At 68.7% G+C, this 21098-nt stretch carries 23 protein-coding genes, 1 other RNA gene and 1 riboswitch; of the genes, 12 read left to right on the top strand and 12 right to left on the bottom strand.

All coding sequences use genetic code 11. The features are described from left to right. Positions 1 to 82: 82 nt before the first annotated feature. Both HAV18_RS24935 and HAV18_RS24940 read right to left on the bottom strand, forming a co-directional pair. Positions 83 to 220, bottom strand: a complete 138-nt coding sequence (locus HAV18_RS24935) for a hypothetical protein (protein ID WP_166961138.1) — start codon at positions 218 to 220, stop codon at positions 83 to 85. Positions 221 to 314: 94 nt separating this feature from the next. After that, on the bottom strand, positions 315 to 1817 hold the full coding sequence (locus tag HAV18_RS24940; RefSeq protein ID WP_166961141.1) for a cobyric acid synthase: 1503 nt from the start codon (positions 1815 to 1817) through the stop codon (positions 315 to 317). Positions 1818 to 1891: 74 nt separating this feature from the next. On the opposite strand from HAV18_RS24940, the gene cobU reads away from it, so the two are divergent. Genes cobU through HAV18_RS24960 form a run of 4 tightly spaced genes read left to right on the top strand, consistent with a single transcriptional unit; the run spans position 1892 to position 5310 of the window. Beyond that, on the top strand, positions 1892 to 2446 hold the full coding sequence (gene cobU, locus HAV18_RS24945) for a bifunctional adenosylcobinamide kinase/adenosylcobinamide-phosphate guanylyltransferase (protein ID WP_166961145.1): 555 nt from the start codon (positions 1892 to 1894) through the stop codon (positions 2444 to 2446). Then, entirely contained in the window at positions 2440 to 3384 is a 945-nt protein-coding gene (gene cbiB / locus HAV18_RS24950) for an adenosylcobinamide-phosphate synthase CbiB (protein ID WP_166961148.1), read from the top strand. The genes cobU and cbiB overlap by 7 nt, the downstream gene beginning before the upstream one ends. Further along, a complete protein-coding gene (gene cobD, locus HAV18_RS24955) occupies positions 3377 to 4396 on the top strand; it encodes a threonine-phosphate decarboxylase CobD (protein WP_166961151.1) in 1020 nt (339 codons plus the stop codon). Before cbiB ends, cobD begins: the two co-directional genes overlap by 8 nt. Beyond that, positions 4393 to 5310, top strand: coding sequence for a cobalamin-binding protein (locus HAV18_RS24960; RefSeq protein ID WP_166961154.1), 918 nt, complete (start codon positions 4393 to 4395; stop codon positions 5308 to 5310). Before cobD ends, HAV18_RS24960 begins: the two co-directional genes overlap by 4 nt. A 103-nt stretch (positions 5311 to 5413) precedes the next feature. Here the strand turns inward: HAV18_RS24960 and cobC are convergent, their stop codons facing one another. From cobC to HAV18_RS24985, 5 genes are read right to left on the bottom strand one after another with little or no spacing between them, the layout of a single operon-like run. Next, entirely contained in the window at positions 5414 to 5998 is a 585-nt protein-coding gene (gene cobC / locus HAV18_RS24965) for an alpha-ribazole phosphatase (RefSeq protein ID WP_166961156.1), read from the bottom strand. Beyond that, positions 5983 to 6759: an adenosylcobinamide-GDP ribazoletransferase gene (locus HAV18_RS24970; RefSeq protein ID WP_166961372.1), complete on the bottom strand. Its 777-nt coding sequence runs from the start codon at positions 6757 to 6759 to the stop codon at positions 5983 to 5985. The genes cobC and HAV18_RS24970 overlap by 16 nt, the downstream gene beginning before the upstream one ends. Further along, on the bottom strand, positions 6749 to 7804 hold the full coding sequence (gene cobT / locus HAV18_RS24975; RefSeq protein ID WP_166961159.1) for a nicotinate-nucleotide--dimethylbenzimidazole phosphoribosyltransferase: 1056 nt from the start codon (positions 7802 to 7804) through the stop codon (positions 6749 to 6751). The genes HAV18_RS24970 and cobT overlap by 11 nt, the downstream gene beginning before the upstream one ends. Before the next feature lie 52 nt (positions 7805 to 7856). Continuing rightward, positions 7857 to 8672: an ABC transporter ATP-binding protein gene (locus tag HAV18_RS24980; protein WP_166961162.1), complete on the bottom strand. Its 816-nt coding sequence runs from the start codon at positions 8670 to 8672 to the stop codon at positions 7857 to 7859. After that, positions 8669 to 9667 carry an iron ABC transporter permease gene (locus HAV18_RS24985; RefSeq protein ID WP_166961167.1) on the bottom strand — a complete coding sequence of 333 codons (999 nt, stop codon included), beginning with the start codon at positions 9665 to 9667 and terminating at the stop codon, positions 8669 to 8671. Before HAV18_RS24985 ends, HAV18_RS24980 begins: the two co-directional genes overlap by 4 nt. A gap of 282 nt (positions 9668 to 9949) precedes the next feature. After that, a riboswitch (cobalamin riboswitch) is annotated at positions 9950 to 10204 on the bottom strand. A gap of 155 nt (positions 10205 to 10359) precedes the next feature. Here HAV18_RS24985 and HAV18_RS24990 point away from each other — a divergent pair. The 5 genes from HAV18_RS24990 (at position 10360) to HAV18_RS25010 (ending at position 12738) form a co-directional block, all read left to right on the top strand. Continuing rightward, entirely contained in the window at positions 10360 to 10710 is a 351-nt protein-coding gene (locus HAV18_RS24990; protein WP_166961172.1) for an ATPase, read from the top strand. Beyond that, positions 10707 to 11021, top strand: coding sequence for a cell division protein ZapA (locus HAV18_RS24995; protein ID WP_006478091.1), 315 nt, complete (start codon positions 10707 to 10709; stop codon positions 11019 to 11021). Before HAV18_RS24990 ends, HAV18_RS24995 begins: the two co-directional genes overlap by 4 nt. 81 nt (positions 11022 to 11102) lie before the next feature. Further along, positions 11103 to 11284: non-coding RNA, 6S RNA (ssrS, locus tag HAV18_RS25000), on the top strand. A 71-nt stretch (positions 11285 to 11355) separates the two neighbouring features. Further along, positions 11356 to 11817: an EVE domain-containing protein gene (locus HAV18_RS25005; protein ID WP_166961194.1), complete on the top strand. Its 462-nt coding sequence runs from the start codon at positions 11356 to 11358 to the stop codon at positions 11815 to 11817. A 180-nt stretch (positions 11818 to 11997) separates the two neighbouring features. Next, entirely contained in the window at positions 11998 to 12738 is a 741-nt protein-coding gene (locus HAV18_RS25010; protein WP_166961197.1) for an SIMPL domain-containing protein, read from the top strand. A gap of 109 nt (positions 12739 to 12847) precedes the next feature. Here the strand turns inward: HAV18_RS25010 and lgt are convergent, their stop codons facing one another. Together lgt and HAV18_RS25020 are read right to left on the bottom strand one after the other, a co-directional pair. Continuing rightward, positions 12848 to 13738 carry a prolipoprotein diacylglyceryl transferase gene (gene lgt / locus HAV18_RS25015; RefSeq protein ID WP_166961199.1) on the bottom strand — a complete coding sequence of 297 codons (891 nt, stop codon included), beginning with the start codon at positions 13736 to 13738 and terminating at the stop codon, positions 12848 to 12850. An 89-nt stretch (positions 13739 to 13827) separates the two neighbouring features. Then, the gene (locus HAV18_RS25020) at positions 13828 to 14742 is read right to left on the bottom strand and encodes a LysR substrate-binding domain-containing protein (RefSeq protein WP_166961202.1); all 915 of its coding nucleotides are present in this window, start codon (positions 14740 to 14742) and stop codon (positions 13828 to 13830) included. Between the two features lie 135 nt (positions 14743 to 14877). Between HAV18_RS25020 and ilvD the strand changes: the two genes are divergently transcribed. Then, positions 14878 to 16551 (top strand): dihydroxy-acid dehydratase, encoded by a 1674-nt coding sequence (ilvD, locus tag HAV18_RS25025; protein WP_166961205.1) that lies wholly within the window; start codon positions 14878 to 14880, stop codon positions 16549 to 16551. 127 nt (positions 16552 to 16678) lie between these two features. Next, positions 16679 to 17005, top strand: coding sequence for a c-type cytochrome (locus HAV18_RS25030; protein ID WP_166961208.1), 327 nt, complete (start codon positions 16679 to 16681; stop codon positions 17003 to 17005). Positions 17006 to 17134: 129 nt separating this feature from the next. Here HAV18_RS25030 and HAV18_RS25035 read toward each other — a convergent pair whose 3' ends face one another. Genes HAV18_RS25035 through HAV18_RS25045 form a run of 3 tightly spaced genes read right to left on the bottom strand, consistent with a single transcriptional unit; the run spans position 17135 to position 19884 of the window. Then, entirely contained in the window at positions 17135 to 17896 is a 762-nt protein-coding gene (locus HAV18_RS25035; RefSeq protein ID WP_166961211.1) for a DUF2486 family protein, read from the bottom strand. Positions 17897 to 17921: 25 nt separating this feature from the next. Continuing rightward, positions 17922 to 18338: a DNA polymerase III subunit chi gene (locus HAV18_RS25040; protein ID WP_166961214.1), complete on the bottom strand. Its 417-nt coding sequence runs from the start codon at positions 18336 to 18338 to the stop codon at positions 17922 to 17924. 34 nt (positions 18339 to 18372) lie between these two features. Beyond that, entirely contained in the window at positions 18373 to 19884 is a 1512-nt protein-coding gene (locus tag HAV18_RS25045) for a leucyl aminopeptidase (RefSeq protein ID WP_043189865.1), read from the bottom strand. 122 nt (positions 19885 to 20006) lie between these two features. Between HAV18_RS25045 and lptF the strand changes: the two genes are divergently transcribed. After that, the gene (gene lptF / locus HAV18_RS25050; protein WP_166961217.1) at positions 20007 to 21098 is read left to right on the top strand and encodes an LPS export ABC transporter permease LptF; all 1092 of its coding nucleotides are present in this window, start codon (positions 20007 to 20009) and stop codon (positions 21096 to 21098) included.

The raw sequence follows: 21098 nt of genomic DNA on the forward strand, positions 1-21098 counted from the left end.
CGCCAATCCGATTTAACTGATTCCCGAAAAGAACGAATCAGGCATAAAAAAGGGCATGACCGATCATGCCCCGATGCGAACTTCAGTAACCACTTTTGCCTTGTGACGAATCTGCGCCGGACGGGCTGCCGCCCGCGCCGTACGAATCGCACGCGTGCGCATAAGCCGACGCGCCCAGCAGCGCCGCCAACAGCACGCTCCACCACCACCGAACCTTCATCGCCGCACTCCTCCGGACGAACCACCGCCCACCTGTGTTGTACGCGATCCGGCGAAAAATGCGAGGCCTGTTGCATCGGGCCCCGGCTGGCGCGTCAGCGGAATTCCGCGTACAGCGCGTCGAGGTCGAGATGGTCGGCGAATGTGTCGGCCAGCCGCTCGAGCGATGCCTCGCGCAGCGCCGGATAGTCGATGCGCTCCGCGCCGTCGAGCCCGGCCCACGCGAGCAGCGCCGTGCATGCGTCGGGCGAGTCGAACAGCCCGTGCACGTAAGTCGCGAGGAGCTGGCCGTCGGCGGACACCGCGCCGTCCGGGCGCGTGCCGCCCTGCGCGGCGTCGGCTGCGAGCGCGAGCGCAGGCGCCGCGAGCGCGGGCCCATGCGTGTCGCCCATGTGGATCTCGTAGCCGCTCACGGCGGCCCCGCCCGCCAGCGTGAGCTGCCCGGTCACGTTCTTCAGCGTCTTGTCGCGCTGCAGCGTCGTGTCGAAATCGAGCAGCCCGAGCCCCGGCACGCTGCCGGGCGCGCCTTCGAGACCGAGCGGATCGTCGAGCGTGCGGCCGAGCATCTGCATCCCGCCGCAGATGCCGATCACCTTGCCGCCGTAACGCAGGTGGCGACGGATCAGCGTGTCCCAGCCCGCGTCGCGCAGCCATGCCAGATCGCGCTGCACGCTCTTCGAACCGGGCAGGATCAGCAGGTCGGCGTCCGGCACCGGGCCGCTCTTCCAGTAGGTGAACTCGACCTGCGGATGCGCGCGCAGCGGATCGAAATCGGTGTGGTTGCTGATGCGCGGCAGCGCGGGCACGACGACGCGCAGCACGCCGGCGTCGCCGCGTGCGGCGGCGCTACGCGCCTGTGCGGGCAGCATGTCCTCGGCATCGAGCGTCAGCCCGTGCAGGTACGGCAGCACGCCGAATACCGGCTTGCCCGTCTGCACGCGCAGCCAGTCGAGCCCCGGTTCGAGCAGCTTGACATCGCCGCGGAAGCGGTTGATCACGAAGCCGCGCACACGTGCGCGCTCGCTGTCCGACAGGCACGCGAGCGTGCCGACCAGGTGCGCGAACACGCCGCCGCGGTCGATGTCGGCGACCAGCACGACCGGGCAGTCGACGCGTTCGGCAAAACCCATGTTCGCGATGTCGCCGGCGCGCAGATTGATCTCGGCCGGGCTGCCCGCGCCCTCGACGATCACCGTGTCGTAGCCGGCGCGCAGGCGCGCGTAAGACTCGAGCACCGCTTCGAACGCGACCGGCTTGTAGTCGTGATACGCGCGCGCATCGAGGTTCATGCGCGCCTTGCCGTGAATGATCACCTGCGCGCCGCGGTCGCTCGTCGGCTTCAGCAGCACGGGGTTGAAATCCGTATGCGGCGCGACGCCCGCGGCCAGTGCCTGCAGCGCCTGCGCGCGGCCGATTTCGCCGCCGTCGGCCGTCACCGCACTGTTGAGCGCCATGTTCTGCGGCTTGAACGGCGCAACGCGCGCGCCGCCGCGGCGCGCGAGGCGGCACAATCCCGCGACGAGCGTGCTCTTGCCCGCGTCGGACGTCGTGCCCTGGATCATCAGCGTGCCGCGCGGCCGCGGCTCGGGTGCATTCATCGTGTAAAGGTCATTGCGAAGCAAAGGCCGCATTATCGCCCGCGCCGGTATGCCCGCGCCGTTACAATCACGCGATGATTCCGCACGACCTCACCTTCGTCCTCGGCGGCGCGCGCTCGGGCAAGAGCGCCTACGCCGAGCAGCTCGCCGCCGACAGCGGCCGCCCCGTCACCTACATCGCGACCGCGACCGCCGCCGATGCCGAATTCGCGCAGCGCATCGCGCACCATCGTGCGCGCCGGCCGGCCGCCTGGGGTTTCGCCGACGCCCCCGTCGACCTCGCCGGTACGCTCGCGCGGCTCGACGATCCGCACGCGTGCCTGCTCGTCGACTGCCTGACGCTGTGGCTCACGAACCTGCTGTGCCCGGCCGACGGCGAACCGCTCGACGATGCGCAGTACGCGGCGCAGGTCGACCGGCTCGAGCACGCGTTGCGCGGCGCGCGCGCGAAGGTGATCGTCGTCAGCAACGAGATCGGGCTCGGCGTCGTGCCGCTCGGGTCGGTCACGCGCCGCTACGTCGACGAACTCGGGCGCCTGAACCAGCGTGTCGCCGCGCTCGCGACGCGCGTGACGCTGCTCGTCGCCGGGCTGCCGCTCGACCTCAAGACGGGAGCGCCGTCATGCTGATGCTGTCGCTGCCCGTTGTCGCGATGTTCGCGGTCGCGGCCGCGATCATCGACCGCGCGATCGGCGAACCGGCCGGCTGGCATCCGCTCGTCGCGTTCGGCCGCCTCGCCGCGCGCATCGAAGGCGCGCTGAACACCGGCCGGCGCGGCCGCGTGGTCGGCGTTGCCGCGTGGATCGCGGCGGTCGTGCCGCCGGTCGCCGTCGCGGCATGGCTCGCGGCCGTGCTGCCGTGGCCGCTCGCAGCCGCGCTGCACATCGCCCTGCTGTGGTTCGCACTCGGCGCGAAAAGCCTCACTGACCACGTCGCGCCGATCGCCGCGGCACTGCTGCGGCGCGACCTCGGCACCGCCCGCACGCTGACCGCGCGCATCGTGTCGCGCGACACGAGCGACGCGGACGAAGGCGCGCTGTCGCGTGCGGCCGTCGAATCCGCGCTCGAGAACGGCAACGACGCGATCTTCGGCGCGCTGTTCTGGTTCGTCGTCGCGGGCGGCCCGGGCGCGCTGCTGTTCCGGCTCGCGAACACGCTCGACGCGATGTGGGGCTACCGCACGCCGCGCTTCCTGACCTTCGGCTGGGCCGCCGCGCGCCTCGACGACGCGCTCAACTGGATTCCCGCGCGCCTCACGGCCGCGAGCTACGCGCTGCTCGGCGATACGGCCGCCGCATGGCGCTGCTGGCGCACGCAGGCGCGCCACTGGGACAGCCCGAACGCGGGCCCGGTGATGGCCGCCGGCGCCGGCAGCCTGAACGTGCAGCTCGGCGGCCCGGCCGTCTATCACGGCGAGATCGAGGATCGTCCCGCGCTCGGCACCGGCGCAACGGCGACCGCCATCCACATCGTCGCCGCGTTGTCGCTCGTCACGCGCACGCTTGCCCTGTGGCTCGCGCTGCTGGTCGCGAGCGGCGCACTCGTCATGGCCACCCATCATGTCTGACATCCGCATCGCGCACGGCGGCAACCTGCATGAAGCCGCACGCCGCCACGGCATTCCGTACGACACGTGGCTCGACCTGTCGACCGGCATCAATCCGGTCGGCTATCCGGTGCCCCCCGTCCCGGCCGACGCATGGCGCCGGCTGCCCGACGACGGCGACGGCCTCGCGGCCTGCGCCGCGCAGTACTACCACGCGCCCGATCCCGCGCACGTGCTGCCGGTTGCCGGCAGCCAGGCAGCAATCCGCGCATTGCCCGCGTTGCTGCCGACCGGCGACGCCGGCGTCGCGGCGCTCGCGTACGGCGAATATGCGCCCGCTTTCGCGCGCCACGGCCATCGCGTCGTCGCGCTCGACATCGGCACGGATACGTTGCCTGCAACGTTGCGCCACGTCATCGTCGGGAATCCGAACAATCCCACCGCCGAATTCGTGCCGGCCGGGCGCCTGCTCGGCTGGCATGCGCAACTGGCGGCGCGCGGCGGCACGCTGATCGTCGACGAGGCGTTCGCCGATACGGGCGCGACGCAATCGCTCGCGCCGCAGGTCGATCGCCCGGGGCTCGTCGTGCTGCGCTCGGTCGGCAAGTTCTTCGGGCTCGCCGGCATCCGCGCAGGCTTCGTGCTCGCGTGCCCCGACCAGATCGCCGCGCTGCGCGACATGCTCGGCGCATGGACGGTCGGCGGTCCGGCACGCCACGCGGTCGCCGCGGCGTTCGCCGATCGCGCATGGCAGGCCGCCGCCCGCGAGCGGCTCGCGGCCGACGGCGAGCGGCTGGCTGCATTGCTGCGCGCGCACCGCTTCACGGTCCGCGCGACGCCGCTCTTCAGCTGGACCGACGACCCGCGGGCAGCGGCACTGCATGCGGCACTCGCGGCACGCGGGATCTGGACGCGGCACTTCCCGGCACCATCGAGCGTACGCGTCGGCCTGCCGGGCAGCGAAGCCGAATGGCAGCGCCTCAGCGACGCGCTCGCCCACTGCGTGCCGCTGCTGCAGCGGGAATCCGCATGAATGCGCGCATGTTTCGCCGGCTGACACCGGTCGCGATGCTGGCCGCACTCGCTCACGCGCCGCTTGTCCATGCCGATGTCACGACGCGCGACGACGCCGGCAACACCGTCACGCTGCCTGCGCCCGCGCAGCGCGTGATCAGCCTCGCCCCCCACGCGACCGAACTGGTCTACGCGGCCGGCGGCGGCGCGAAGCTCGTCGGCACGGTCACGTACAGCGACTATCCGCCCGCCGCGCAAGCGATACCGCGCGTCGGCGACAACAAGGCGCTCGACCTCGAGCGGATCGCGGCGCTGAAGCCCGACCTGATCGTCGTCTGGCGGCACGGCAATGCCGAGCGGCAGACCGACGCGTTGCGCGCGCTGCATATCCCGCTGTTCTTCAGTGAACCGAAGCATCTCGACGACGTAGCGGCGTCGCTGCGCCGGCTCGGCACGCTGCTCGGCACGCAACCGGCTGCCGATACGGCCGCGACCGCCTATACGCGCGACATCGCGACACTGCGCGCACGTTATGCCGCGCGAGCGCCCGTCACGATGTTCTTCCAGGTCTGGGACCGGCCGCTGATGACGCTCAACGGCGCGCACCTGATCAACGACGTGATCGAGCTGTGCGGCGGCCGCAACGTATTCGCATCGCTCAAGCCGCTCGTGCCGACCGTCACCGACGAAGCGGTGCTCGCGGCGAATCCGGAGGCGATCGTGACGACCGGCGCGGGTGCGTCGCGCACGGACGAACCGCTGCCGAGCCTGGCGCGCTGGCGCACGTGGCCCGCGCTGACGGCCGTGGCGCGCAACAACCTGTTCGCGATCGACGGCGATCTGCTGACGCGGCCGTCGCCGCGGATCGCGCAGGGCGCGGCCGCGCTGTGCGAGGATCTCGATGCCGCGCGTGCACGGCGGCCGGCGCGCTGATTTCCGGCGACTTGCGCGCGCATTGCGCACCTGCGCCCGATGCGCCCGTGTTTGACACAGATCGACCGCGCGCTGCGTCGTTCGCATGCGGACGCCGGTGCGCCTATTCGTCCCAGTGCACCACTTCCCACGTTCGCGTGGCGGCATCGGCGCGCAGCCAGACGACACCCCCTGTCGGCACCGGCCGCGACAACAGTGTATCGAGCGGCACGCGCAGTACATGCGATGCAAACGCGCGGATCACGCCCGCATGCGTGACGGCCCATTGCGGCCGGTCGAACTGCACCACGGCATCGGCCTGCCGTGCGACCCGGGCAGCGAACCGCGCGACGCTTTCGCCGCCATGCGCACACGCATGCATCAGGTCGGCCGCCCACGCGTCGAGCGCGGCGCGATCGATATCGTCCCAGCGCTGCATTTCCCACGCGCCGAAATCCATTTCCTGCCAGTCCGCGTCGCGCCGCAGCGGCACGCCGCATGCCTGCGCGAGCCGTTCGGCAACCGACGCGCAGCGCGTCAGCGGGCTCGTCCAGACCTGTTCGGGAAGCGGCGCGTCAAGTGCCGACAGATGCGCGCGCACGGCCTGCGCGCCGGCATCGGCCGGCGCGGCGAGCGGCACGTCGCTGCGTCCGTAGCAAATGCCCGGCTCGACGCCGACGGCCGGATGACGGATCAGGACGACGTCCACCCGAGCACCACGAGATAGATCGCCAGTTCGCACAGTTGTTGCGTGAAGCCGAGGCAGTCGCCCGTATAACCGCCGATCCGCTTCACGAAATAGCGGGCTGCCCACGCGCGCACGAGCACGAGCGCAACGCATGCGGCGACCCCCATGCGCCAGTCGGGCCAGAACAGCCAGGGCAATCCGAACAGCGCGGCGACGCACGCCGCGCGTGCCCCCATCCGTTGCGCGACCGGTTTCGCCTTGCCTTCGGGCCGCACGTAGTCGAGCGTCATCAGCAAGCTCACGGCCGCCGCGCGGCTCGCCGCGTGCGCGGCGATCATCGTCCATGCGGCACGCAACGGCAGCATGGACGCAAGCGCCTGCCATTTCACGCCGAGCGCGATCACGAGCGCGACCGCGCCGAACGTGCCGATCCGCGAATCGTGCATGATGCGCAGCACGTCGTCGCGCGTATAGCCGCCGCCGAACGCATCGCAACTGTCGGCCAGGCCGTCCTCGTGAAAGGCACCCGTTGCAAGCAGCGTGGCGGCCATCGACAGCCCGACCGCGATCGACACGGGCAGCGCGCGCAGCGCGACCAGATACACGAGCGCGCCCCACGCGCCGACGCATGCGCCGACGAGCGGGAAATAACGCGCGGCCTGGTCGAGATCGCCGGCCGCGTAGCCGATCGTGCGCGGCACGGGCACGCGCGTGAAGTAGCCGAGTGCGACGAAGAAGTAGCGCAGTTCGGCTCGCACGCCGCGCGCGCGATCAGGCGTCACGATTGTCGACACCCGCGGATTCGAAGCTCGCCATTTCCGTGAGGAACGCAGCAGCAGCACGCACGAGCGGCAGCGCAAGCGCCGCGCCGGTGCCTTCGCCGAGCCGCAGGTCGAGCGCGAGCAGCGGCTTCGCGCCGAAATGCTCGAGCATGCGCCGGTGCCCGGCCTCGTGCGACGTATGCGAGAACACGCAGTAGTCGCGCACGCCGGGCGCGATGCGCTCGGCGACGAGCAGCGCGGCCGTCGCGATGAAACCGTCGACGAGGATCGTCATCCGCTCGCTCGCGGCCGCGAGATACGCGCCCGTCATCATCGCGATCTCGAAGCCGCCGAACGTCGCGAGCACGTCGAGCGGCGCAATCGCGTGCGAGTGCTTGACGAGCGCACGGCCGAGCACCGCGCGCTTGTGCGCGAGGCCCTGGTCGTCGAGGCCCGTGCCGCGCCCGACGCAGGCGTCGATCGGCACGCTGAGCAGGCGGCTCATCAGGCACGCGGCCGACGACGTGTTCGCGATCCCCATCTCGCCGAAGCCGATCGTGTTCGTGCCGAGCGACCCATGCAGGCGCACGCGCGCCGCGCCGGCCGCGAGCGCCGTCATCGCCTCGTCGCGCGTCATCGCCGGCTCCGCCGCGAAGTTGCGCGTCCCGCGCGCGACCGGCAGCGACACCAGCCGGTCGGACAGCGGCAGCGGCGACGCGACGCCCGCATCGACGATCTCGAGCGTGCTCTGCGCGACGCCCGAGAACGCGTTGATTGCCGCGCCGCCGGCGAGGAAGTTCGCGACCATCTGCGCGGTCACCGCTTGCGGATAAGGACTCACGCCCTCGGCGGCAATCCCGTGATCGCCGGCAAACACGATCGTCACGGGACGCTGCACGACCGGCCGCTCGGTGTGCTGGATCAAGCCGATCTGCAGCGCGATCGCCTCGAGCTGGCCGAGGCTGCCGGGCGGCTTGGTCTTGTGGTCGATTACGTGCTGCAGGCGCTTGCGCAGCGCGTCGTCGAGCGGCGCGATCGCGGGCGGGAAGTGGGTCGGAGTCGTCATCAAGGAGCCGTGTCGTTGGCGCGGTATGCGCCGCGCATCGGAAAAGAAAACGTCATTGTCGCTCGGGCCACGCCGGCAGCAGCGCATCGCGGCCGTTCTCGCGGATCAGCACGAGCGGATAACCGAACGCATCGCTGGCGCGCTCGGGCGTCAGCACGTCGTGCACGGGGCCGGCCCACGCGTGGCCGCGGCCGTCGAGCAACAGCGCATGCGTCGCGAAACGCCGCGCGAGATTCAGATCATGGCACGAGAACAGCACCGTGCGCGGGCCCGCGTCGAGCCACGCGGCCAGCGCGGTCAGGCAATCGATCTGGTGATGCAGGTCGAGGTGCGCGAGCGGTTCGTCGAGCAGCATCAACGGCGCGTCCTGGCACAGCGTCGCGGCCAGCGCGACTCGCTGTCGCTCGCCGCCCGACAGCGACAGCACGTCGCGCGACGCAAGCGCAGCCAGGTCGAAGGTCGCCAGCGCGTCGCGCGCGGCCGCGCGGTCGCCGTCTCGCTCCCAGCCCCAGCCGCCGAGATACGGAAAGCGGTTGAGCAGCACCGTATCGAACACGGTCGCGCTGAATGCGTCGTGCAGTTGCTGCGGCATCAGGGCGCGGCGCTGCGCGAGCGGCGCCGGCTGCCACGCGGCGAGCGGCCGGCCATCGATCTCGACTCGTCCGCCGGCCGGCGTCTGCAACCCCGCGAGCGTCGCGAGCAGCGTCGTCTTGCCCGCACCGTTCGGCCCCGCGATGCACCAGATCTCGCCCGGGCGGAACGCCTGCGTGAAGCCGTCGAGCAGCGTGCGCGCGCCAGCCTTCAGCGTCAAGTCGACGGCCGCGTAGCGCATCTCGCCGCCGGTGGCATGCAATGCGGCATGGGTCATCGCATCGGCCTCCTGAGCAACATCCACAGGAACACCGGCACGCCGATCAACGCGGTCATCACGCCGACCGGCAACTGCGCGGGCGCGATCGCGGTGCGTGCGAGCAGGTCGGCCGCCATCACGCCGCCGCCGCCCGCGAGCATCGCGGCCGGCAGCAGCATCCGCTGGTCGTTGCCGAAGGCAAGCCGCAGCGCATGGGGCACGACGAGGCCGACGAAGCCGATCGTGCCGGCCGTCGTCACCGCGGCCGCGGCGGCCAGCGACGCGACGAGATAGATCCGCACACGCAGGCGCGCAACGGGCACGCCGAGCGCAAGCGCCGTCGCATCGCCGCGCAGCAGCACGTTCAGTTGCGGCGCGGCCGGCAGTGCGATGCACGCGGCCAGCAGCAGCGCACCCCACGCGAACCATGGCGCGGTCACGCCGTTCAGGTCGCCGGTCAGCCAGAAGATGATCCCGCGCAGCCGTGCATCGGGCGCGAGCGACAGCAGCAGCGTGACGAGCGCGCCCCACCCGGCTGCGATCACGACACCCGTGAGCAGCAGCCGCGGCGACGCGTCGCGCGACTCGCCGCGCCACAGCTCGCGGCGCGCGAGGCCGAGCACGAGCGCGACCGACACGAGCGAGCCCGCGAACGCCGACGCATCGACAAGCCACCACGCGCCGCCCGCGATCATCGCGACAAGCGCGAAACCGGCCGCACCGCCGGACACGCCGAGCACGTACGGGTCGGCAAGCGGGTTGCGCAGCAACACCTGCAACAGTGCGCCGGCCAGCGCGAGCAGCGCGCCGCACGCGAAGCCCGCGAGTGCGCGCGGCAAACGCAGCGTGCGAACGATATCGGAAAACAATGTGTCGCCGCCATGCGGCAGGAGCGACGCGAGCGCCTGCCATGGCGACATCGGCACGCTGCCGATCGACAGCGACGCGACGAACAGCAACGCGACCACGGCGACCAGCGCGGCCCAGATCGCCGCGGCGCGCGCGGCGCTCATGCGGCCCTCCGCGCGACGGACGACGCTGCGCGCATCGGCGCGTTACCGCTGCCGGCCGGGCGCGACATCGGCACAGTGCGGCGTGTTGCAGGCATCCCCAAGCTCGTGATCCTTGTCGGTCAGGTGGTCGACGTGCGCGGCGGCCTTCGGCGCTCGCCTCGTTCGCAAACGTCACCAAGATGGCAGAAATCGGCGCCGACGACGATTGGGGTCGGCATCGAAGATCCATCCCGTGAAGCACTGCGCACCCTGCTTCCCCGCAGGCCGCGCGTCACGAAGCCCGTGCGGGCTTCCCGCCTCGGCCGGTATCCGGGCTGGCGGCGGTCCGGCTCGCCTTCCCGCGCGACAACGCGCAGTGGCCCGCGCCCGCCTGCGGTAACCGCATGCGAAACGCGCCCGAGCCGGCCTGCGTCATGCGACGCGGCCGCTTACCGTTGCGGGGGCAGCGCAGGTTGGCGGCTTCCTGGCGGAGCCCGCGCCCTGCTTCCCGTTTAACCGCGCGTTCCACGCGCGAGCACCGAGGCGGCGCCAGTTTAGGAGCCGCTCGCGCGAGCGTCAAGGAAGCGTCCCGGACATGCGCGGGACGCGCTGATTCGCGGCAAGAAGCAGGGGTGTTACGACTGGAAACGTTACAGATGTCGGTTTGCGCGTTATTCCGCGCTAAAATGCTGGGTCTTTAGAGGACGCAGCAAATGCTCAACGAACTCGAAACCTTATCTCAAAATATTGGCCGTCTGATTTCGCTGAACAAGCGCTATCACTCGGAACGGCTCGCGCTCGAGGAGCAAGTCGCGCAATTGCGCGCGGACGCGGACACAGTCCGCGCGGAACTCGCGCAACTGCGCGACGAACGCAATGCGCTCGCAGCCGAGCGCGACACACTGTCGGCAAAGATCGACGACGCCCAGGTGAAGCTGAACGCGATTCTCGAAAAGCTGCCGCGCTCGAAAAGTGCGGAGCAAGCCGACAACCAGCTCGACCTGCTGGATGGGCAGGCGCGTACGGATGGCGATGACGCGGCCAGCCACGGAGAACATGCATGAGCACCAAGCAGATCGAAGTCTCGATTCTCGGTCAGCCCTATCGGCTCGCCTGTTCGGCCGAGACCGAAGCGGCGCTGCTCGAAGCGGTTGCGCGTGTCGACGCCGAAATGTCGAAAATCCGCTCGAACAGCTCGGTACGCGGCACCGATCGCATCGCCGTGATGGCGGCGCTGTCGCTCGCATCCGAATTGCTGCGGCTGCAAACGAGCGTGCGGCACGGTGAAGCATTTCCGGCGGAGGAAATCCGTCGTACAATGCACCAGATGAACGAACAGCTCGGCGCGGTGCTCGCACAGCACGAGACGCAGTAACGTTTTAATCGATACGTCGATTCCCCTTGATCTCGGCGATCAACGGTGGTCAAATTGGCGCATCGATTCACAGTTCAGTCAGCTTCCCTGCCTGGTTCGCCAAGGTCATATATTCCTTGAACCAATGCCATGTGCACGGTTGCGGAAATTTGTAGCACGGGCGCGCGCGTCACTCTGTCTGATGTACCCGAAGTGCTGCTAACTGCGACCAATTCTGAACCTCAGGTTCAGGATGCCGGCCTAGCGGCCAAGGCGGGGGCCTATCCAACGGCATCGGGCGAAGCCCGATGCCGTTTTCTTTTGTAGCAGCCTCTTTCTGCGTCGATCACGATCCATGCAATACTGGCTGATGAAGTCCGAACCGGACGAAGCAAGCATCGACGATCTCGCCAACGCACCGCAGCGCTCGCTGCCGTGGACGGGCGTGCGCAATTATCAGGCGCGCAATTTCATGCGCGACACGATGAAGATCGGCGACGGCGTGCTGTTCTATCACTCGAGCTGCCCCGAGCCGGGCATCGCGGGCCTCGCCGAAGTGTCGTCGACACCCTACCCCGATCCCACGCAGTTCGATCCGAAAAGCCCCTATTACGATTCGAAGTCGAGCCAGGAAGCGCCGCGCTGGCTGCTCGTCGACGTGCGCTACGTGAAGAAATCGCCGCTCGTGCCGCTTTCCGCGCTGCGCGAACACGACGAACTCGCCGACATGCGCGTGCTCGCACGCGGCAACCGGCTGTCGATCACGCCCGTCACACGCGCCGAATGGAAGTTCATCACCGAAAAGCTGATGAAGTAGGCGCACGCCAAAGGTCAAATCTGGTCAGTACGTGCCGCCGCCACGGAACTCGCGGCACTTTCGCGCGGCCTAAGCAACCGCTGTCGGCCGATCGAGCCGGCTGTCGTTTTTTCGTCGCGCGGTACGCCCGCGTCGTGCACGCGCGATCCGCGTGCACGCCCTCGCACAAGGAGTCCAACAATGACCAAGAAATCTGCACTCGCGCTGTCGCTCGCCCTTGCCGCCGCCGTTCCCGTCGCGCTGACGCTCGCGTCGCCCGCCGCGCACGCGCAAACCGCGAACCCGCACTTTCCGGAGCCGGCAGGCGTGCTGTCGCTGTCGTCACAGGCCAGCGCCGACGTGCCGCAGGACATCATCCACATCACGCTGTTCTACGAGCAGCAGGCCAAGGATCCGGGCAGCCTCACCGCGCAATTGAACCAGCGCGCCGACGCAGCGCTGTCGCAGGCGAAGGGCGTATCGGGCGTCACGGCACACACGGGCGCATTCTCCGTCTATCCGAGCACCGATCGCGACGGCAAGATCTCCGCATGGCGCGGCCGCACCGAGGTCGCGCTCGAATCGCGCGATTTCGCCGCGGCGTCGAAGCTGGCCGGCCAGTTGTCGAACCTGATGCAGGTCGCGAACGTCGAGTTCTCGCTGTCGCCCGAAGCGCAGCGCGCAGCCGAGCAGAAGCTGACGACCGAGGCGATCAAGTCGTTCCGCGCCCGTGCGGACGAAGCCGCGAAGGCATTCGGTTACAACAGCTACACGATCCGCGACGTGAACGTCGGCGGCGGCCGCAACGTGCAGCCGTACCCGCGCATGATGGCGATGGCCGCGGCGCCGATGGACAGCGCAAAGATGAGCGCACCGATCGCGGTCGAAGGCGGCAAGGCCACCGTGTCGGTCACCGTCAACGGCTCCGTGCAGATGAAGTAACGCGCGGCGCGCGGCAGTCCGAAATGAAAAACGCCGGCCCTCGGGCCGGCGTTTTTCATTTCACGCGTGTGCCGATGCACGCGCCGATCGCGCGTGCATCGACATCGCATCAGGCAGCGGCATTCGCCGCGCGACGGCGATACGCCCACACCATCAGCGCGATGCCCGCGAGGATCATCGGCAGCGACAGCCATTGCCCCATCGACAGGCCGAGCGCGAGCAGGCCGAGGAAGTCGTCGGGTTCGCGTGCGAACTCGACCGTGAAGCGTGCGAGGCCATACCCGATCAGGAACAGCGCGGACACGGCGCCCATCGGCCGCGACTTGCGCGAGAAGAAGAACAGCGCGAAGAACAGCACGATGCCTTCGAGCGCGATTTCATAGAGCTGCGAAGGATGGCGCGGCAGCATCTGGTATTGCATGAACACGTCGGCGAGATGCCACTTCTCGACGAGCTCCGGATGCTTCGGCAACCATGCCGCATCGTCGCGCATCGCACCCGGGAACAGCATTGCCCACGGTGCCGACGGATCGGTCACGCGGCCCCACAGTTCGCCGTTGATGAAGTTGCCGAGCCGCCCGGCCGCGAGCCCCGTCGGCACCATCGGCGCGACGAAATCGGTGACTTGCAGCCAGTGGCGCTTGCGCTGCCACGCGAACAGCACCATCGCGAGCGTCACGCCGAGGAAGCCGCCGTGAAACGACATGCCGCCTTCCCACACCTTGAACACGTCGAGCGGATGCGAGAGGTAGAAATCGGCCTTGTAGAACAGCACATAGCCGAGCCGGCCGCCGAGCACGGTGCCGAGCACGCCGTAGAACATCATGTCGTCGATGTCCTTCGCGGTCCAGCCTTGCGCCGCGACGTGCGGCAGCTTCAGGCGGATCCGGCCGACGACGATCGCCGCGATGAAGCCGACGAGATACATGAGGCCGTACCAGCGCACGGCCAGCGGCCCGAGATGGATCGCAACGGGGTCGAAATTCGGGTGAATGATCATGGGTTAGCGAAGAAGTTTTCGAATGCGGTACGGCCGTCGCGAACGCGCAGCACCGCGCGTTGGACGGCACCGGCGCAGCATCGTTCACGTCACGTGGCGAGACCCTGCGCGCGCACGACGTCGATGAAGCCGGCCAGCACGGGGCTCACGTCGCCGGTACGCCACACGAGGCCCGTCTCGACGACCGGCGCGTGACCGGCGAGCGGCCGGTAGACCACGCCGGTGCGCCGCAGGTTACGCAGCGATTGCGGCACCAGTGCGACGCCCATGCCGGCCGACACGAGGCTGACGATCGTCTGCATCTGGATCGCCTCCTGGCCGATGCGCGGGGTTTCCCCCGCCGCGCCGTAGCAGCCCGTAATGATGTCATAAAAGCCGGGCGCCAAACGACGTGGAAAGATCACGAGCGGCAACGCGGCGACCTCCGCGAGATGGACGGGCTCGTCTTCAGGCGCGTCGCTCGCAGCCGCCGGCATCGCCACCACCAGCGGCTCGCGCACGACGGGCAGGTACGACAGCCCGGCCGCGTGGCGCGGCGGCACGGGCGGAATGACGAGCCCCGCGTCGATGCGGCCGGCGACGAGTTCGTCGATCTGCACGTCGCTCGTCGCCTCCGCGAGTTGCAGGCGCACCTGCGGGTAGCGCGCGCCGAACGCACGCAGCAGCGAAGGCAACAGCCCGTAATCGGCGGTCGACACGAACGCGAGCGACAGCGAGCCGGCCTCGCCGCGCGCGAGCCGTCGCGCAAGCGGCGGCAACGCATCGGCCGACGCAAGCAGCCGGCGCACATCGGGCAACAGCGCAGCCCCGACCGCCGTCAGCGCCACCGAGCGCTTGGTGCGCACGAACAACGCGACGCCGAGCGCGTCCTCGAGCGCGCGGATCGCCTGTGACAGCGGCGGTTGCGTCATCGACAGGCGTTCGGCCGCGCGGCCGAAATGGCGCTCGTCGGCGACAGTCACGAAATAGCGCCACTGGCGCAGGTCGGGAGTCGGATCGGCCATGCCTCTCTCATTCGTGAAACGACTTAATAAGCGACAAATAATATATTGGACATCCCAATCCGGAAACTCCATTCTTGATTGATCCGAACCGGCGCGCCGTTCACCGGCGTTGCCCAGACAACGATGGAGTCCCCCATGGCTTACAACCGTCGCTCGAAGCACATCACGCAAGGCGTGGCCCGATCGCCGAATCGCTCGATGTATTACGCACTCGGCTACCAGAAGGACGATTTCGACAAGCCGATGGTCGGCATCGCGAACGGCCATTCGACGATCACGCCGTGCAATTCGGGCCTGCAGCGCCTGTCGGACGCGGCCGTCGCGGCCGTGAAGGCAGCCGGCGCGAACCCGCAGATCTTCGGCACGCCGACGATTTCGGACGGCATGTCGATGGGCACCGAAGGCATGAAGTACTCGCTCGTGTCGCGCGAGGTGATCGCCGACTGCATCGAGACCTGCGTGCAGGGGCAATGGATGGACGGCGTGGTCGTCGTCGGCGGCTGCGACAAGAACATGCCGGGCGGGATGATCGCGCTCGCGCGCCTGAACGTGCCGGGCATCTACGTGTACGGCGGCACGATCCGCCCCGGCAACTGGAAAGGCCGGGACCTGACGATCGTCTCGTCGTTCGAGGCGGTCGGCGAATTCACCGCGGGCCGGATGTCGCAGGAGGATTTCGAAGGGGTCGAGCAGAACGCGTGCCCGACGTCGGGTTCGTGTGGCGGGATGTACACCGCGAACACGATGAGTTCGTCGTTCGAGGCGCTCGGGATGTCGCTGCTGTACTCGTCGACGATGGCGAACCCTGACGAGGAGAAGGTCGATTCGGCCGCCGAATCGGCGCGCGTGCTCGTCGAGGCCGTGAAGCGCGACCTGAAGCCGCGCGACATCATCACGAAGGAATCGATCGAGAACGCGGTGTCGGTGATCATGGCGACCGGCGGCTCGACCAATGCGGTGCTGCACTACCTCGCGATCGCGCACGCGGCCGAGGTCGACTGGACGATCGACGACTTCGAGCGCATCCGCAAGCGCGTGCCCGTGATCTGCGACCTGAAGCCGTCGGGGAAGTACGTCGCGACCGACCTGCATCGGGCCGGCGGGATTCCGCAGGTGCTGAAGATCCTGCTCGACGCAGGGCTGCTGCACGGCGACTGCATGACGATCACCGGCCGCACGATCGCCGACGAACTGAAGGACGTGCCCGGTGTGCCGCGGGCCGACCAGGACGTGATCTTCCCGATCGACCGCGCGCTGTACAAGGAAGGCCACCTTGCGATCCTGAAAGGCAATCTCGCCGAGGACGGCGCGGTCGCGAAGATCACCGGCCTGAAGAACCCGGTCATCACCGGTCCGGCGCGCGTGTTCGACGACGAGCAAAGCGCGATGGATGCGATTCTCGGCGACCGGATCCGCGCAGGCGACATCCTCGTGCTGCGCTACCTCGGCCCGAAGGGCGGCCCCGGCATGCCGGAAATGCTCGCGCCGACGTCCGCGATCATCGGCAAGGGGCTCGGCGAATCGGTCGGCTTCATCACCGACGGCCGCTTCTCGGGCGGGACCTGGGGCATGGTGGTCGGCCACGTCGCGCCCGAGGCGTTCGTCGGCGGCACGATCGCGCTCGTACAGGAAGGCGACTCGATCACGATCGATGCGCACCGGCTGCTGCTGCAGCTGAACGTCGACGACGCGGAACTCACGCGCCGCCGCGCCGCGTGGCAACAACCGGCGCCACGCTACACGCGTGGCGTGCTCGCGAAATTCGCGGCACTCGCCGGCCCGGCGAACCAGGGTGCCGTCACCGGTTGACGCGGATGTATTACGGCATGCGACCCCGATAACCATGGCCGCCGGGGGAACGCGCAAAACGCGCTTTCCCTTTGCTTTTATAATGCGCGGGTCATGAAGCCGGCCGTCCCCGCCGGCGGAGAACCGCATGAAACACTCGATATTGCGCGCCCTGCTCGCCACGCTGCTGATCGGCAGCGCGGCGGCGGCGCGTGCCGACCAGGCCGACGGGCTCGCGCTTGCCCAGCGCAAGAACTGCATGGCCTGTCACGCGATCAGCAAGCCGCTGATGGGCCCGTCGTTCCGCGACATCGCCGGCAAGTATGCGGCGCGCGGCGACGCCGTCGATTACCTTGCCCAGTCGATCGTGAAAGGCAGCGTCGGCGTATGGGGCAGCGTGCCGATGCCCGCCAATACGCAACTGACGAACACCGAAGCCCACACGCTCGCGCAATGGGTGCTGTCGGTGCGCTGATCCGGACGCCCCGGGCGGGATAGCCTCTGCCGGCAGCGCGAGCCAGCCCCGGCTGACCAGCAACTCGCCGGCCGCTTCGCCGGCTCTTAGTGGAATCGCACCCCGTTTTTCACCGGATCGGCCGCGCGCTCAACCGGCATGGCCGGTGCGGCGGCGTGCGATCTCTTCGTCGACCGCGTCACGCACCCAGTCCATCACCTCGGTTTCCAGTGCCAGTGCCACTTCGCGCGTGATCTGGCCGACCAGCCAGGCCGAATGCTCATGCAGCGCGTCGCGGCAGCGGGCCTCGATGGCATCGCGCCCTTCCCCGGTCAGGTAATTCGTCAGCCGATTGCGCAGGCGCTCGGCAACGTGCTGTGCATCTTCCGGCGTCAGTCCGGCCGCTGCCTGCGCATCCGGCGGCGGTGCGGCGGCCGCTACGGCGGCCTCCGGCATGTGCGCTTCGCGCGCGTGCCCGATCGCTTCGTGTGCCACCGCGGTGAACGCGTGCTGCGGTACATCGCCGCCGGCCAGCGACGAGCGCAGCGGCGCACTCATCGCCACCGAATCTTCGGCGACCACGTGTTCCGCGGCGCCGGGTTCGGCCGGCGCATCGGTCTCGCCCATCGCGGCAGCGCCAGCCACCGCCTCGTCGCCCGGCAATTCGACTGCCGGCACGTACGGCGTCGGCACGAGTTCGACCACGACGGAATCGGCATCGAGCGCGCCGGGCATGGAATCGACCGGCGCAGCACCCGTGGTGTGTGGTGCGACCACGTCGGTGAGCACCGGAATCGCCGCACCGGCGGGCGGCTGCGGCGCGTCGGGCGCGGGCGAACGCGCCGGTACCGGCTTGCCCGGCACCAGCACGTCGGTCAGCGTCGGGATCGAGGATGAATCGGCTTCTGTCACGGCAACACTCCGTCGACGGTTGCGGCTAGCTGCCCTGCTTGTAGTTGTTCAGCGCGTATCCGCGGTCGCGGTAGAACCGGTAGCGGTCGCGGCCCGCGGCCAGCTCGTCCGGCGCGTTGCCGACCACTTCGAGCAGGCGCTCGAAGCGGGCGAACTGCGCAGGCACGGCAGCGCCGAGGTTCAGCAGCACGTGATGATGCGGTGCGCGGTCGAGATCCGCGGCCAGCACGATCGGCGTGCCGGCTGCGTGCTCGCTGTCGACACCGCAATGCGGGATGAAATCGAGCGGCGAGAACGTCCAGAGCAGCTCGTCGAGCGCGCGCAGGCGCGCGGGCTCGGCGAGCACGACGACCGGCTGCCCGGCCTGGTAGGCCTTGCGCAGCAGCCGGCACGCGTACGCGAGCGAATCGCCGACGTTCGAGTGGAAATCGATCCGCGTCATTGCCCGCGTACCCGCAGCGTCGTCAACACCGCCATCACTGGCCGGCGCGGTCGATCAGGAACTGCGCGAGCAACGGCACCGGACGGCCCGTCGCGCCCTTCGCCGCACCGCCCTTCCAAGCCGTGCCCGCGATGTCGAGGTGGGCCCACGGATAGCTGTCGGTGAAGCGCGACAGGAAGCACGCGGCCGTCACGGCGCCGGCCGGGCGTCCGCCGATGTTCGCGAGATCCGCGAAGTTCGACTTCAGCTGATCCTGGTACTCGTCGTCGAGCGGCATGCGCCACGCCGGGTCGTTCGCCTCACGCGACGCGTCGAGCAGTTCGCCCGCAAGCGCGTCGTCCGTCGAGAACAGGCCGCTGTTGTGGCCGCCCAGTGCGATCACGCAGGCGCCCGTCAGCGTTGCAACGTCGATCACGGCGGCCGGCTTGAAGCGCTCGGCATACGTGAGCGCGTCGCACAGGATCAGGCGGCCTTCGGCGTCGGTGTTCAGCACCTCGATCGTCAGGCCCTTCATGCTGGTGACGATGTCGCCCGGCTTCGTTGCGTTGCCGCCCGGCATGTTCTCGCAGGTCGGCACGATCGCGACGACGTTGATCTTCAGGCCCATCTCGGCGACCGCGCGCATCGTGCCGAGCACGGAACCGGCGCCGCACATGTCGTACTTCATCTCGTCCATGCCCTCGCCCGGCTTCAGCGAGATGCCGCCCGTGTCGAACGTGATGCCCTTGCCGACCAGCACGACCGGCGCGGCCTTCGCGGCGGCACCCTGGTAGTGCAGCACGATGAACTGCGGCGGCTCGACCGACGCGCGCGCGACCGACAGGAACGAGCCCATCTTCAGCGCCTGGATCTGCTTGAGCCCGAGCACTTCCGCCTTCAGGCCCCAATCCTTCGCGATCTTCTTCGCGGTGTTGCCGAGGTAGGTCGGCGTGCACACGTTACCGGGCAGGTTGCCGAGGTCGCGGGTGAGATCCATCCCGTTCGCGAGCGCGACGGCCTGCTTGACCGCGACCTTCGCGGCCTTTTCGTCGGACGGATCGACGCTGAACACGACGCGCTTGAGCGTGTGCGACGCCGGTTCCGGCTTGCTCTTCATCTGCGTGAAGCGGTAGGTCTCGTTGCGCAGCGCGAGAATCGCCGCGCGCACACCCCAGTCGGAGCTGCGCTCGTCGACAGGCAGTTGCGCGAGCGTGAACGTGACCTGGACGACCTTGGTCGCCAGCAGCGCGCGCCACGCGGCCGTCACCGCATCGTTATAGGCTTTCTGGTTGAAAGCATCCTGCTTGCCGAGGCCGACGAGCAGCACGCGCGACGCGCCGATGCCCGACACTTCGTGCAGGAACAGCGTCTTGCCGCGCTTGCCGTCCATGTCGCCGGCCTTCACCACGCGCGAAATCAGCCCCTTGGTGGCCGTGTCGATGTCGAGCGCCGCGCCCGAAAGCGTCTGCGCCTCGAAGATGCCGAGCACGATGCAGTCGGACTTCCCGGTCAGGAACCCCTTGGCCTCGCCTTTGCTCCAATCACAGCCTTTTATGCTAAAGTCCATCGCGCTTGTCCTCGGATAAAATCTGGGCTAAGGATGAAAGCCGCAATTATCCGCTATTTTTCCCGTGGCGGCGCGAGCGCTCCGCTACGCGTGCGCAGCCTCCCGCCCTCTTCTCATCAAGAATGATCTTCGAACGCTCCCTCCAGCGCGAGCTTGCGTATACGGCTGGCGCCGTGTTCATGGTGCTGCTCACGATCATGCTCACGACGATGATGATCCGCATCGTCGGCTATGCCGCGTCCGGTGAAATCGATCCGCGGGACGTGCTCGTGCTGATCGGCCTGACCGTAATCGGCTACCTCGCCGTGATGCTCGTCGTCACGCTGTTCGTATCGATCCTGTTCGTGCTGACCCGGTGGTACCGGGATTCCGAAATGGTGGTGTGGCTCGCGTCGGGCGTGAGCCTCACGCGCCTCATCAAGCCGATCGGCGTGTTTGCCACGCCGATCATCCTGCTGATCGCGTTCTTCGCGTTCGTCGGCTGGCCGTGGTCGAACCAGCAAAGCAAGATGATCAAGGCGCGCTTCCAGCAGCGCGATGAAATCTCGCTGCTCGCACCGGGCCAGTTCCGCGAGTCGGCCACGAACCACCGCGTGTTCTTCATCGAGAAGATGACGCCCGACCAGAGCAAAGTGCAGAACGTGTTCGTCACGTCGACCGAGAACGGCAAGGTCAACGTGGTCGTGTCGCAGACGGGTCACACCGAAACGCACGACGGCAGCCGCTTCGTCGTCCTGGAAGACGGCCGCCGTTACGACGGCACGCCCGGCCAGCCGAACTTCAAGATCATGGAGTTCGAGCGCTACGGCGTGAAGATCACGAGCACGCCGGTCACCAACGTGCCGACCACGAACAGCACGTCGACGCCCGACCTGCTGCGCAACCCGACGCGCGACAACCTCGCGGAATTCGCGTGGCGCGCCGGGCTGCCGCTGATCGCGATCAACCTGCTGGTGCTCGGCATTCCGCTGTCGTACCAGAACCCGCGCCGCAGCCGCACGATCAACCTCGTGATGGCCGTGCTGATCTACCTCACGTACTCGAACCTGCTGAACGTCGTGCAGTCGCAGATCGAGCAGGGCAAGATGTCGTTCGTCGTCGGCCTGGTCGGCCTGCACCTGGTCGTCGCGGCGATCGTCGCGGTCATCTTCTGGTTGCGCGTGCGCAATCGTCCGCTGTTTACACGCGCGCTGTTCGGCCGCTCGGGAGCATGA

The sequence above is a fragment of the Burkholderia sp. D-99 genome, assembly GCF_011605345.1.
In the GTDB taxonomy this organism is placed as follows: Bacteria; Pseudomonadota; Gammaproteobacteria; order Burkholderiales; family Burkholderiaceae; genus Burkholderia.